Source organism: Cohnella kolymensis (assembly GCF_000829465.1).
Taxonomy (GTDB): domain Bacteria; phylum Bacillota; class Bacilli; order Paenibacillales; family Paenibacillaceae; genus Cohnella; species Cohnella kolymensis.
On sequence record NZ_JXAL01000001.1, the window covers coordinates 164,874 to 178,562 of the forward strand.

The 13,689-nt window shown below is 52.1% G+C and carries 13 protein-coding genes; 1 reads left to right on the forward strand and 12 read right to left on the reverse strand.

Going from position 1 to position 13,689, the window contains the following annotated elements; all coding sequences use genetic code 11:
* Nucleotides 1-3 precede the first annotated feature (3 nt).
* The 10 genes from SD71_RS23430 to SD71_RS00865 all read right to left on the reverse strand — a co-directional run bounded on the left by SD71_RS23430 (nt 4) and on the right by SD71_RS00865 (nt 9,752).
* Nucleotides 4-783 (reverse strand): ABC transporter permease, encoded by a 780-nt coding sequence (locus SD71_RS23430; RefSeq protein WP_041058443.1) that lies wholly within the window; start codon nt 781-783, stop codon nt 4-6.
* Nucleotides 783-1,583, reverse strand: a complete 801-nt coding sequence (locus SD71_RS00835) for an ABC transporter permease (protein WP_200889546.1) — start codon at nt 1,581-1,583, stop codon at nt 783-785. Before SD71_RS00835 ends, SD71_RS23430 begins: the two co-directional genes overlap by 1 nt.
* 101 nt (nt 1,584-1,684) lie before the next feature.
* Complete coding sequence (locus SD71_RS00840; protein WP_041058448.1) at nt 1,685-2,752, reverse strand: ABC transporter ATP-binding protein; 1,068 nt, start codon at nt 2,750-2,752, stop codon at nt 1,685-1,687.
* 67 nt (nt 2,753-2,819) lie between these two features.
* Nucleotides 2,820-4,277 (reverse strand): sigma-54 interaction domain-containing protein, encoded by a 1,458-nt coding sequence (locus tag SD71_RS00845; RefSeq protein WP_235426943.1) that lies wholly within the window; start codon nt 4,275-4,277, stop codon nt 2,820-2,822.
* Entirely contained in the window at nt 4,267-4,638 is a 372-nt protein-coding gene (locus SD71_RS24525) for a GAF domain-containing protein (RefSeq protein WP_235426944.1), read from the reverse strand. Before SD71_RS24525 ends, SD71_RS00845 begins: the two co-directional genes overlap by 11 nt.
* Before the next feature lie 238 nt (nt 4,639-4,876).
* Entirely contained in the window at nt 4,877-6,046 is a 1,170-nt protein-coding gene (locus tag SD71_RS00850; protein WP_200889533.1) for a flavin monoamine oxidase family protein, read from the reverse strand.
* Nucleotides 6,043-6,513 (reverse strand): flavin monoamine oxidase family protein, encoded by a 471-nt coding sequence (locus SD71_RS25725; protein ID WP_200889534.1) that lies wholly within the window; start codon nt 6,511-6,513, stop codon nt 6,043-6,045. Before SD71_RS25725 ends, SD71_RS00850 begins: the two co-directional genes overlap by 4 nt.
* Nucleotides 6,514-6,623: 110 nt before the next feature.
* The gene (locus tag SD71_RS00855) at nt 6,624-7,664 is read right to left on the reverse strand and encodes an alpha/beta hydrolase (RefSeq protein ID WP_041058451.1); all 1,041 of its coding nucleotides are present in this window, start codon (nt 7,662-7,664) and stop codon (nt 6,624-6,626) included.
* 370 nt (nt 7,665-8,034) lie between these two features.
* Nucleotides 8,035-8,358, reverse strand: a complete 324-nt coding sequence (locus SD71_RS00860; protein WP_052475819.1) for a carbohydrate ABC transporter permease — start codon at nt 8,356-8,358, stop codon at nt 8,035-8,037.
* A gap of 410 nt (nt 8,359-8,768) precedes the next feature.
* Nucleotides 8,769-9,752: an aldo/keto reductase gene (locus SD71_RS00865; protein WP_041058453.1), complete on the reverse strand. Its 984-nt coding sequence runs from the start codon at nt 9,750-9,752 to the stop codon at nt 8,769-8,771.
* A 130-nt stretch (nt 9,753-9,882) separates the two neighbouring features.
* Between SD71_RS00865 and SD71_RS00870 the strand changes: the two genes are divergently transcribed.
* Nucleotides 9,883-11,211: an MFS transporter gene (locus SD71_RS00870; protein ID WP_041058455.1), complete on the forward strand. Its 1,329-nt coding sequence runs from the start codon at nt 9,883-9,885 to the stop codon at nt 11,209-11,211.
* On the opposite strand, the gene SD71_RS00875 is transcribed toward SD71_RS00870, so the two are convergent.
* Complete coding sequence (locus SD71_RS00875; RefSeq protein WP_041058457.1) at nt 11,189-12,511, reverse strand: amidohydrolase family protein; 1,323 nt, start codon at nt 12,509-12,511, stop codon at nt 11,189-11,191. The genes SD71_RS00870 and SD71_RS00875 overlap by 23 nt on opposite strands.
* An 11-nt stretch (nt 12,512-12,522) precedes the next feature.
* Nucleotides 12,523-13,608, reverse strand: coding sequence for a Zn-dependent hydrolase (locus SD71_RS00880; protein ID WP_235426945.1), 1,086 nt, complete (start codon nt 13,606-13,608; stop codon nt 12,523-12,525).
* Nucleotides 13,609-13,689: the final 81 nt, after the last annotated feature.

Genomic DNA, 13,689 nt, shown 5'->3' on the forward strand with positions numbered 1-13,689 from the left:
CTCCTATTTATTTTTTTGCTGAATCCTCTCGGCAATGAAGACGATGCACAGCGTCACTATAAGCATTAGGGTCGAAAGAGCATTGATCTCAGGAGTGACGCCGAACTTCACCATTGAAAATATTTTCAAAGGAAGCGTCTCACTTCCGGGACCCGCTACGAAAAAGCTGATAACCACGTCGTCGATCGACAGTGTAAATGTGAGAAGGGCACCGGCGATCACACCCGGCGCGATGACCGGCAAAGTTACTTTCACAAATGTCTGCCACGGCGTTGCCCCCAAATCCATCGCCGCTTCCTCGATATGTTTGTCAAAGCCGGCTAACCTTGCCCTGACCACCACCATGACGAACGGAACGGAAAAGGTGATATGAGCGGCGACCAAGGTGAAAAAACCGAGAGGCACGTGCAATTGAGAAAATAACGCGAGCAGAGATATTCCCATCACGATTTCCGGGATGACGATCGGAAGAAACACCAATCCCTCCAAAGCCATTTTCCCCCGAAAATGATAACGATACATCCCAACCGCAGCCAGCGTTCCGATCATTGTCGCCGCAATCGTGTTGATGAAAGCTACTGTCAGAGAGGTTTTCATCGCTTCCAATACGGCGGTATTCTGAAACAGCTTCCCGTACCAATCGAATGTGAATCCGGTCCAAACCGCATTCAGCTTCGACTGGTTAAAGGAATACATGATCAGGATGGAGATCGGCAAATACAGAAACAAATAGACAAGCGCCGCATAGAAAACGGAGAACCTTCGGCCGAGGGAAAGGCGCATCACATCAGCCCCTTTCCTGCTTTGTCTTTGCTGATTCTCACATAGGCCGCGATAAAGAGCAGCGTCAAGGCCATAAGAATAATCGAGATGGCAGAGCCGAACGGCCAATCCCTCGCGCTCAAAAATTGATTTTTGATCAAGTTGCCGATGAGGATCGACTTGCTGCCACCCATTAAGTCAGGAATGAAGAACAGTCCCAGCGAAGGGATAAACACAAGCAGCGTTCCCGCCATAATTCCAGGAGCCGTCAGCGGCAGCGTAACCTTCCAGAACGTCTGCAGCGGTCTGGCGCCGAGGTCGGAAGCCGCTTCTAACAAAGATCTGTCCAGCTTCTCTATCGAAGCGTATAGAGGAAGTATCATAAATGGGAGCATCGTGTAAACCAGGCCGATCAGCACAGCCATATCGTTGTAAAGGAGGGTAAGCGGGCTGCCGATCAGTCCGAGCTGCAGCAGAATGGCGTTAATCACGCCCTCCGTGCGCAGCAGCACGATCCAAGCGTAAGTACGGATCAACGAGTTCGTCCAAAAAGGTACGATCACGAGCAATAGCAGCAAGTTGCGGTATTTGGCGGGGGAACGAGCGATTATGTAGGCAAATGGGTAGCCGATGAATAAGCACAATACGGTAGTCAGAAACGCTAATTGACAGGATACCCATAGTATTTTGATGTACAGAGAGTCAAAAAACCGGCTGTAGTTGTCTAGCGAGAAAGAGTACTCGATTCCGCCGAAAGAGGTTCTGGACATAAAGCTGACGGCGAGCACGAGAATCAAAGGCAATACGAAGAGAACGCACATCCAAAGCGTGACGGGTGTGAGAGTCCACCAACGGGTCAGATCCCGCGAGGCTCTCGGAGATCTGGAGCTTTCGACTTGGGCGGCTGGCGATACTTCCGGCTTCATCGCTTCAGCACCACCGCGTGCTCAGGCTTCCAGCTCACAAAAAGCTCATCGCCCGAAGCCATTGGTGAAATCCGGTCCGCGGTTTCCATCGCTGTAAACAGGGTCCCGTCCGGGAGTGTGACAACCGTTCTGGTCGTGCTCCCGATATAGATGCGTTCCGTAAATCTTGCAGGAATGTTAACCGACTGCGAGTCTTCCGCCGGTTGAAGAGAGAGCCGCGAGCGCTCGGGCCGAATGGCCAGAAGGATATCTTCTTGCTCCGATACTTCCCTCTTGGCTACACCACTGATTCGCAGGCCTTGGTAGTCTAACGTGACCATAGGTCCGCGTCTTTCCTTCACAACGCCGGGAATCATGTTCGTTTCCCCGATAAATTCAGCCACGAACGGCGATTCCGGATTCTCGTAAACGTCATTCGGTGTGCCGACCTGTTCAAGCACGCCTTGGTTCATGACCGCGATCCGGTCCGACATCGTCAGCGCTTCTTCCTGATCGTGCGTTACAAAAAGAAACGTAATTCCAAGCTGCTTCTGCAAATGCTTCAGTTCAACCTGCATCTGCTTCCTCAGCTTCTGGTCCAGCGCGCCGAGCGGCTCGTCGAGAAGCAGCACTTTGGGGTTGTTCACCAAAGCCCGGGCAATCGCGACCCGTTGCTTTTGTCCGCCGCTGAGCTGATCGGGCTTGCGTTTGGCGAACGAGTCCAACTGCACCATTTTCAGCGCTTGCGTAACCCGCCGGGCAACTTCCGATCTCGAAACTTTCTTCACGCGAAGCCCGAAGGCCACATTGTCAAAGGCGTTCAAGTGTGGAAACAGGGCATAGCTTTGGAATACAGTGTTCACGCTTCGTTCGTACGGAGGAGCATCGTTGATCGGCTCTCCGTCCAATACAATCCGCCCGGAGGTCGGGTGTTCGAATCCGGCGATCATGCGCAGTGTCGTCGTTTTACCGCAGCCGCTGGGACCGAGAAGCGTAATGAATTCTCCTTGTTGGATATCCAGGGAGAGGTTATTGACGACAGTATTTTGATCGTACCGTTTCACAATGTTCTGTAAGTTGATCATAGGCGGACATTATAACCCCCTTCTGCGAAATCTGGTCATTATGTACCAAGCAAAAATAATGCCAAACCTACCCGTGGCGGCTCATGGAGTGAAGCTCATATTCTTCCAATTTGCGATATAGTGTGGCGAGTCCGATTCCGAGAATGTCGGCGATCGCGCGTTTGGCCTCAAGCGTATGCCCGAATCGATGCAGCATGTCGAGCAAAATATGCTTTTCGTAATCCTTCATTTGTTCTTTAAGCGATTGATCCCGTACTTTAGCGTCAACGACCGTTGGCTGTGGGGAGACCGCATTACGGATTCGAATCGGCACGCTCTCCGGCCCGATATATTCGGAGGTCTCCATGTTGACCGCATACTCGATGGCATTTTCCAGTTCGCGCACATTTCCCGGCCACGGATAGTTGATAAATAGCTGCCGTACTTCAGGGGTAAAGTCGAGTACAAGGTGGTTAAACGTTTCGCGGTACTTGGCCAGAAAATAATCCATCAGCAGAGGTATATCTTCTGCGCGTTCGCGCAACGCGGGCATATGCAAAGGAATAACATTCAGCCTAAAGTAAAGGTCTTCCCGAAACTCCCGGCTCTGCACCATTTCTTCGAGGTTTTTGTTCGTAGCTGAAATTACGCGGATGTTCACATTAACTAATTTATTGGAACCGACCCGCTCCACCTGTTTACTCTGCAGCACGTGCAGAAGCTTTACCTGCAGGTGCAGGGGCAGATCCCCGATCTCGTCCAAAAAGATCGTCCCGCCGTCCGCGAGCTCGAACTTTCCGGCTTTGCCTTCCTTTTTCGCACCCGTAAAAGCGCCGCCCGCATAGCCGAACAGCTCGCTCTCCAGCAGAGCTTCCGGTATCGCTCCGCAATTAACGATAATAAGCGGCCCGTTACTCCGGTTGCTCGCAGAATGAATGGCGGCGGCGAGCATGCCTTTCCCCGTTCCGCTTTCGCCTGTAACCAGGATGTTCGAGGTGCCTCTTGCCACTTGCTGCGCCTGTCTGATAATCAAGCCAAGGGAACGGCTTTTCCCGAGGATTTGCGAAAATTTCAGATCCTGGTGTTCATTCGTCAGTATGTAAGCCAGCCTGCGCATATCCGCCATCCGGCGAAAAGAAGCAACAACGCCAATCACCCGGCCGTTAATATGGATCGGACGCGACGTGACGATAAAGTGCATTTCGTGTTCGCCAAGCTTATATAATTCTTCTTGCTCGATGTAGCCTTTACCGGTCTGCAACGTCTGGAGCATCGGTGTATCCGCCCAAATCCGGTTGATGGACGAGCCGATCATCGACTGCTTATCCAATTTAATCAACTGCTGTGCCGTCTGATTGCAAGTGGTAATGATGCCGTTCTCGTCGATGGCGATAATTCCTTCATGTATCGATTCAATGATTGTCTCCAGCTGCGAATAAGTCTTTTCCCAGTTATTCAGCGCCTGCTGCTCGGCAATTTTGCCCGCTAACAACTCGGACATTTGCTGCAAAAACGTTAAATAGCTGAATCGGTTATCAACCAGCATTTTTTTTCTGCGTTTCGTTGAATGCGATAAGCCCGATGACTCCGATCACATTGCCGTTGTAATGAATCGGCGTGCATAATTCCGCCATCTCCTCGGTTTCGCCGGCCGACACGGAAGGATCGTACGACAGGTCGCTTCGAGCGTCTTCGATAAAATAAGACTGGTCTGTCTGCAGCACGCGGCCGTACAAATATCCCGCTTCAATCTCGCCGTTCTCCTCTTTCATGTTGATCAGCGTTTTATACTTGCCGGTACCCGCAATGATAGTCATCGTATCGTCCACGATTTCCGTTTCAATCTGCAGCGCCGACGAGATCGCTTCCGACACTTCCTGCGCGATTTGCTGGTACGCTTTGAGCAAGTCCCCCACCTCATCTTCGGCAATGTTGGCTATTCGAGAAAGCATATAAATTAATTATAATGGATTCGAGAGGATTATAGGAAAATAAATCCAAAACTGTGAAGCTGTCATTCAATCGATGACTATTTGTCTAAAAAAAAGAACCCAGGCGATGCATGCCGCTTCGCTTGGGTTCTTAAAATATAGAATGAGTTCTCATTTTAGAGAATCATACGAAAGCAAACGCGCGCCGAAGTCCTTATGCCATCGATTGCAATGGAGCGTCCATTAAGCCGGCTGCCTTCAAATCCGCTAAAATTTCGTTCGCCGCCCGCTGGCCCGTTTCCACGGCACCGTTCAGGAATCCCTGAAAATCGAGCGAAGTGTGTTCGCCGGCGAAGTAACAATTACCTTCCTTCTCCCGTTCGATCCCGGCAAATTTGGTGTATTGACCAACCTTCCAATAGGAATAAGAGCCTTTCGTCCACCGGTAACCGGTCCAATAATCGACGGTCGCGAGGCCGTTCCACTCGGCCGATATGCCTGGCAGCACGGGCTCGAGCTGCGACAGGAATTGCTGCGCTCTTTGAGCCGGAGTTCCCGTACCAAAGCTCGCACCGATCGTTCCTCCGGTATAATTGACCAGTATCCCCGTTGTGCCCGACTGCGCGCGGCTTACATCCCAGGTGTTCTGATAACCTGTGTCCGCATTTGTGGCGCCGTTACTGCCGAGCCCTTCCCAATGCCGGGTGTTGAATTGAACGTGAAGCTTGGAATTTGTTCCTATTCCCTGCTCTTGAATGGCAGTCACTTTCAACGGCCTGAAGCCCGCATCTTGATAATTTACAGAGGATCGCAGGATAGAAAAAGGAATCGTCATAACGACTCTGTCAGCGGTAATATCCCTCGAAGCGGAACCGGTTTTGAGCGTAAGCGTATAGCTGCCGTTCTTATTCAGCTTGATTGCGGTGAGACTGGTGCGAAGGGTAATCTGCCCTGCTAAAGCTTCCGCCAGACCGGATACGATTTGATCGTTGCCGCCTCGCACATGGTATTTTTCATCGGACGGACCGAAGATCTGAAACTCGTTCTGCTTCGAATAACCGAGCATGTAGATCATATTCAACGCGCTTTGTTCGCTTGATTCCGCCCCGAATTCAATGTTGTAGGCCACATCAAGCAGCTTCCCGAGTTTCGAGTTCATACCGCCGGGAACATTCTGATTGATCCAATCGATGATCGACATATTGTCCAGCTCTTTGCCGCGCTGCGTGTATTTATTGTATAAAGTCGGATACTTGGCCGCCGCAACTTCATTGTGCAAAACGTTCCAGATGCTTCTGAAATCATTGGAGGCTTCAGTGAAGGTATAAGGTGTGCCGTCAAAATAATAAAGGTCTTCCGTTCCCGCCTTCTGCGCCTGGATCACATCTCTACGACCAGATTGAATTCCTGCGCCAGCTGTAACATATGCGTGTGATTCGAATCTATAAATTCTCCCCCATGCTCCGCCAGCTGCCCGTTCTCGAAGTCGCCTCTTCTCGTCCAGCACCGGCCGCCGACCCTTTCGGAAGCCTCGTATATTTCTGCATTATAACCCGCCTTTTTCAGTTCATAGGCACATGACAGGCCGGCAAGACCGGCACCGATGATGACAATCCGGCCCGAGCCCGAGCCCGTGGCCGCCGCGGCTAAAGCGGTATCGAGCTTCCAGAGAAAACTCGGAACCGCAGCAGCAGCGGTTGCCAATGCAGCTTTCTGAATGAATTCCTTGCGCGAAATCGGTTTTTGGGCGCGTTCCTGAATGACCTGTTCGACTGCAACGTCTCTTTCAAGCGATTCGGCTGCGACGGAAGCGGCATCTTTCAGCCGTTGGAAAATGGGGGTACGAGCCATACGCATTCCTCCTATAGGAAAATTGCTAAAATAACAAGCAAGAATCGCTCCATGGCGGCGCGGACAAAACAAAAAGAGCCCCGTCCCTCTAGGGAACAGAGCTCTTGAGGTTATCTGGTTGTTACGAGGCTTCTTGTTCTGACCGTTTCGATGAAATACTTCTCAATCGCTCTCGCATCGTCGGGATGGAACATATGAGAGGAGTGCCCGTACCAGACCATTTCTTTGCCGAAAGGCGCGTCTAATTCTTCATAGAACTTCTGTACCGGCGTTCCGTTCACATGAAAGTCTTGCCGCCCATGTAGAAAGTACACCGGAGTATCGAGTTTATTTATCGCTTCCAGGTTGATTTTCGCAAAATCTTCAATCAAGTCCTGTGTATACGTCAGTTTATAGGAGCTGACAAAACAGTGGAACACATCTTTCAGCGAATACTCACTACTTGTAAAAAACAGTTTAATGCCTGTCATCATACTCAGTTTCACGGTGTCACTCGAGTAAACCATTGATTTGTATTTGACTAACGGCTGGCGAAAATCCGTCCACTGCTTAACATTTTTGACGTAAGGCGGCCGCCCGAGCTGCTCCAGCTTTGTCAGCGTTTTACGGTCATCAGCTTGCTCAGCTTTACCCTTTACCCATTCGTAAGCAAGCGTGTCGTTGTTGGTCCAACTTAAGATCTGCGAGATTCCGACATATGCATGCAGTTTCTCAGGAAATCTCGCTGCAACGGACAAGCCGATAACAGAGCCCCAAGAATGAGCGGCTAGAAAAACTTTCTCCTGTGTGAAACGAGCCCTCAATATATCTATCAACTCACGGCAATCCGAAATATATTGCTCAACCCGCATAGATTCCGCCGGAACGTGCTTGTTGTAGGATTTACCTGCTCCGCGTTGGTCATAAAATACAACGACGAAATGTTTCACAAGCTCTTTGGTCGCAATCGATACCGCGTAATCCTGTCCGCGTGACACGACTCCCGGAACCGGCATGCACGGTCCGCCATGAACAAAAAGCAGAACAGGGTTCGTCGGAACTTCAGCCTGTATCAGAACGGTCTGCTCGACACCGCCCAATGTTATCTTTTCTACTGAATCAATACCGCCTGCGGGAATTGTAAAGTCTCTTTTGCCAGGCAACAGCCTCATCGTTGTCCGCTCCTTAGAATTGTGAATTACATTTCTTTCTATATCGGCAGTGTGAATCCCTTCTGAGAGGATAGACGGCGCAAACAAAAAAACCTCGTTCCACTTGGGAACGAGGCTCTTTCGATGCAGCTAAATTCAATCTACCTGGATGTCGGGGAAGGCGGCTTTCACTTCTTTTTTGAAGTCGTTCAGTACCTTCTCGTAGTCCGCGTTGTCGTTGACTCCCTGTCCAGGGGCTGTTGAACCAGTTGACCGGCTCAGACACGACGCCTAGAGACATCAGAATTTTGTTGACGCTTCCCGTTTGCCAGTCGAACATGAGGCTGAACAGGACACCCAGTGTAATCGGAGTGACGATGTGAGGAAAATATTACACCGCCCTGAAAAAATGTTTGCCGCGGATAAATTTCTCATTGAGGATAATGGCAAGGACCAACGCGAGTGTCAGCTGCGGAATAATCGAGAAAATCCATATGATCAGCGTATTAAGCACCGACTCATAAAAAAAGCTGTCATGCAGCACATGCGAATAGTTGGCCCAACCAACATAGGTCGGATCGCTGAACCCCTCCCATTTTGTAAGGCTGAGGTAGAACGTATAAAGGATCGGCGCCAGGCCGAATACGAGAAATCCGACAAAGAACGGCGCGATGAAGTAATAACCGTAAACTGATTTATTCACTTTCGAGTGCAATGCGATCGACCCTCTTGTCTGTCTAAAGTGTTATGTAAATAAATAAACAGTTAGACAGCAAAAGAATCTTAACGCCGTTAAGATTTTATTGGAAAGAAAAAAGCCCAAACCGGTTGACGGCTTGAGCTTTGGGAGCTATGGTGTTTTGCATTTCCTTTTGACGGTATCCCCTCCGTTCAGGAGAATATGTGGTGCTCACGGTCCTTTTGTCGATATCCCCTCGGTTCAGGAGCGGGCCAGCAACAGTTGAGGGATCAGGCGCAGATTCAAGGTTCAAGAATCGCTTAAGCATTAGAGCAGTTGGAGCACGTTCCCAGAGCCTAGGCAATCCGATGCTTAAAAGCCTAATGCTCGTTCAGCCTGAGCGGAAGGTATACCGACAAAAGGGTTGAAAGCCTAATGGTCAGTTTCTACAAATTGACATTCTTCATTGCGGCAGCCGCATAGCGGTCACCTGAGGCGGCGCCTTTCGGGGCGGCTTCGTCGATGTGTGCCAGATCTTGTTTGGTCAGCTCGATGTTGAGGGCGTCAACGTTTTCCTCAAGGTAAACGCGCCGTTTCGTACCGGGAATCGGCACGATGTCGTCGCCCTGCGCAAGCAGCCAGGCCAAGGCGAGCTGTGAGGGCTTGCAGCCTTTTTCCTTCGCAATTTCTTCTATGCGCTGTACGAGGTCGAGGTTTTTCTGAAAATTGTCCCCTTGGAACCGGGGCGAGGAACGGCGGTAATCATCCTCCGCCAAGTCCTCAAACTTCTTAATGTGACCGGTGAGAAAGCCGCGGCCAAGCGGGCTGTATGGGACGAAGCCGATACCGAGCTCGCGGCAGGCCGGCAATATCTCGTCTTCCACATCGCGGCTCCATAGCGAATATTCCGTCTGCAGCGCGGTAATGGGGTGTACGGCGTGAGCGCGTCGAATCGTTTGCGGCGCCGCCTCGGACAACGCTATGTAGCGAACCTTGCCCTCCCGCACGAGATCGGCCATCGCGCCGACCGTCTCTTCAATCGGGATGTTCGGATCAACCCGGTGTTGATAGTACAAGTCGATGTGATCCATGCCAAGCCGCCGCAGACTGGCTTCGCATGCGGATTTTACGTACCCACGGTCCCCTTTCACACCAAGAAAAGCGCCGTCCTCACCCCGAACATTGCCGAACTTGGTGGCTACGACCACTTCATTGCGCCGTCCTTGGAGCGCCCGGCCGAGAAGTTCCTCATTTTTGCCTACGCCATACATATCTGCCGTGTCGAACAGCGTAACACCAAGCTCAATCGCCCGATGAATCGTGCGAACGGATTCATCTTCGTCGCGTCCCGCGTAGAAGTCGGACATTCCCATACAACCAAGCCCGAGCGCCGACACTTCCAGCTTTCCGCCTAGAACTCTTTTTTTCATCCGATAATCCCGCCTTTCATTAAACTCCATATAAGTATTACCACAAAACGTCACCAGTCAAATTTGTCAAAACGGATGGAAAGTATAATAATGAGACTATTGAACACGGACGGATAGGATGGTCAGACATATGAATGACAAGGTTGTTATGCCGGTCTGGATGATCGGCCTCTTCATCGTGCTGATGAACACGACGATGTTTAACGTTTCAATTCCGAGCATCATCTCGGATCTTGGGATTTCGGCAGATTTGGCCTCATTGGTTATTTCGAGTTACTCGATCGGTTATGCGCTGTCGACGGTGATTTACAGCAGGCTTTCGGACACCCTGCCCATTCGGAGACTGCTGGCAGTCGGTCTGACGGTGCTGGGGCTGTCGTCTGTGTTCGGCATTTTTGCGCGGGATTTTCAGTCTTTGCTGACGGCACGGATTCTGCAATCTGCAGGCGCCGGAGCAATGGCGGGTCTCGGACTCGTGCTCGCCAGCCGTTACATCCCGTATGAAAGAAGAGGCCGGGCGATTGCGATGATCGCAGCGGGAAGCGCCATAGCCTTCGGGCTTGGACCGATTGTCGGAGGCGTAATCAGCGACTACTTCGGCTGGAACGGGCTGTTCGCAGTCACTTGCCTCGTGCTGCTGCTCCTGCCTGTGCTGTACCGCCTTATACCGGTTGAGGAGCCGAAGCCATTTCGCTTCGACATTGTCGGGGCCATCTTGACGGTAGTCAATGCAGCGACATTGCTGACGGCCGTCACCCATCGCTCAGCGCTGTGGCTCGCGTTCAGCATCCTGTCTTTCATCGCTCACGCGTGGCATATGAGAGTTAAGAAGGAATCGTTTATCAATCCAACGCTGCTCAAGAAGTCTGCTTATCGAAAGCTAGCCGTGATCGGCTTCTGTGTCTTGGTCCTCAACCTGGCCAATCTGTTCATGATGCCGCTGGTACTCGCGAATCTTTTTCATCTGTCCGCACTTCACGTCGGCCTCATGATCGCGCCCGGCGCCATCGTCTCTGCGGTGATGACACGTTTCATAGGCCGGTGGATCGACCGTTATGGGAATGTGCCACTATTGCTGATCGGGCATGCCATTCTAATCACGGTGGTTGCTGTTTATTCGCTTGAGCTCTCCGTATCGCCGGTTATCATCCTTGGCGGGTATCTCTTTTTCTCGCCGGCCATCTCCGCATCGATTGCTTCAATTAACAACGAGACGTCGCGCATTCTTCCAAAAGAATTGATCGGCTCCGGTATGGGACTCATCCAGTTGATTCAATTTTTCGGCGGTTCCATTTCGGTTGCGGCGTGCGGCATTATGTTGGCTTTGCAGGACAATGTTCCGCTCGTGAATGCTTACCGGCATGTATATATGATTTTATTCGTGATCGGTCTTTGTTCTTTGGTGATGCTGGTGTGGTACCGGCAGTCTGCAAAAGTCACAGCATCCCAGACCATTTAGCGAACAGCTCATTCACCCGCTTGCCGATGTCTGTCTCGGATACTGTCTGAATGCTGCCTTTCTCGTAAACGATTCTGCCTCCCACAACAGTGTGGGTCACCGCTCCGGGCTGCATGGCGTAGACCATATTTGCGAACAGCTGATTCGCCGGAGCCAACGATAAATCGTGAATGTCGAGCGAGACAAAATCGGCATGTTTGCCGGGCTCTAGAGAGCCTATCGGCAATCTCAGTATCTCGCCGGCATTGGCGGTGCCCATGCGGTACACCTGCTCGGCCGTGATACAGGTGCCGTCCAGGCGGCTCACCTTTTGCAAAAGCGCACACATCCGCATTTCCTCGAACACGCTGGTCCGGTTGTTGCTGCATGCCCCGTCCGTTCCAAACGCCACCTTGACGCCCGATTTGACCAGATCAGGAATCCGCGTGACACCGTCGGCCAAAAACATGTTGCTGGATGGGCAGTACGCCAGCGACCCCTGCCTTCTTCCGATCAGCTCGACCTCGGTATCATCCAGCCACACGAGATGGATGGCAATCATCCGTTCGTCGAGTACGCCAAGCGAATCGAGGTAGTGGATCGGTCGCAGCCCGTAATCCCTCAGCGTTTCCTCCACCTCGAACATTTCCTCAGCCACATGAATGTGAAAAGGCGTATCCAGATCCAAAGCCAGCCGATGCCCGGCTCGGATCATTTCAGGCGATGCGGCATGCGGACTGTGAGGGGCGGGGTGAACGGTCACCATCGGGTTGCCCTGGTATTTCATCGCAAGCGTACGGGTTCTCTCCGTGGCCTCATCAACCGTTTCGCGGTAGGCGAAGGGCGCGCCAGACCAGTCGTACATCGTGCGTGCGAACACAAGCCGAATGCCCAGATCCCGCGCTGCCCGAATGACGGCTTCGTCGAAGGCGGTTCCCCCGTTATGTACATAGAAGAAATCACTCACAGTCGTCACACCGTAACGGAGCATTTCGCCAAAAGCCAGCAACGCCCCGGTATAGATGGCCTCCTCATCGAGCAGAGGGGTATACCGGTACAACGCTTGATCCCGCCACTCCAGGAACGGCTTGTCGATGGCAATGCCGCGCAGCAGACTTTGAAAAGAATGGTTGTGGGCGTTCACCGTTCCCGGTACGATCGCTTTCCCTTGCCACCTTACATGTTCGGCATCCGGATACCGGCGAAGGAGATCCTCCGTTTCGCCCACATCGAGGATCATCCCGTCTTCGATCAACAGCCCACTGTCTCGTTGAAATCCATTTTTTGCGTATACATAATCCGCCGAATACAGCTGACGCATCTTTGCGCCCCCTAACCGTCCAGTTCTGAGTCCAACGCTAAAATAGAATGGAGCAGCACGTTGCCGGCCTTTTCGATATCTTCCAATCGGCTTTCCTCTTCAGGACAATGACTCTTCCCGTCGAGACTGGGCACGAACAGCATACCTGCGCGGGTCAGCGCCGCCATGTGTGCGGCATCGTGGCCGGCCATGCTGCCGAGCCCGTAGGTCGCATACCCCAACTGCTCCGCTTGCGCAGTGCAAACACTCCTTACAAGCGGGTTCATCTGCACCGGCGCCTGATCGAGAACCAGCCGTCTCTCGAGATGAATCCCTCTTCGCTCCGCCACTTCAGCCGCACGTTTCTCCCACTCGCCGATCATTTGCTGAATCTCTTCCGTTGAACTCCCCCTGATTTCCAAACTGAATTGGACTTTACCGGGGATGATATTCGCGGCATTGGGATAATTCGTTATCTTGCCGACGGTGCCGACCGTCTCATCGGCAGGCTGGTTCATGCACACCGATTCCAAAGCCAGCATCATCTCGGAGGCCGCCATCAGAGCGTCTTTGCGATCGTGCATGAGCGTCGTTCCGGCGTGGTTGGCTTCTCCTTTCACCGTCACCTCTTCACGATAAATGCCTTTAATCGCGGTAACGATGCCTATAGGTATATCTCTTGTCAACAAGCGTTTCCCCTGCTCGATGTGAACCTCCAGAAACGCGGCAAAATCCTGCGGCTTACGACGGGCGTGTTCGAAACGTTCCGGATCTCCTCCTGCCAGCCGAAGCGCTTCCGTTAACAGCTGTCCTTTGTCGTCCCGCACACCTTTCAACTGTTCCCAGCCGATTTTTCCCGATACGGCCCTGCTTCCGAATGTCGATAATCCGAACGGGTTCGGCTCTTCGGCGCTGAACGATACAAGTTCTAGCGGATGCCGGGTGGACACTCCGTTCTCTTTGAAAACGGTCATCACTTCAAGGGCAAGCAGCACCCCTAGCGCTCCATCGTATTTGCCGCCGTTCGGAACGGTGTCGATGTGGGAACCGAACACGATCGACGGCAGCTTGTCGTCCTGCCCGCTGCGTACCGCCCAAATGTTAGCCGCTTCGTCCACCCGTACTTGGAGCCGCTGCTCATACAGCCGGTGCTTCAGCCATTCGCGGGCGCCAGTTCGGCGGGAGTGAATGTGGTGCGA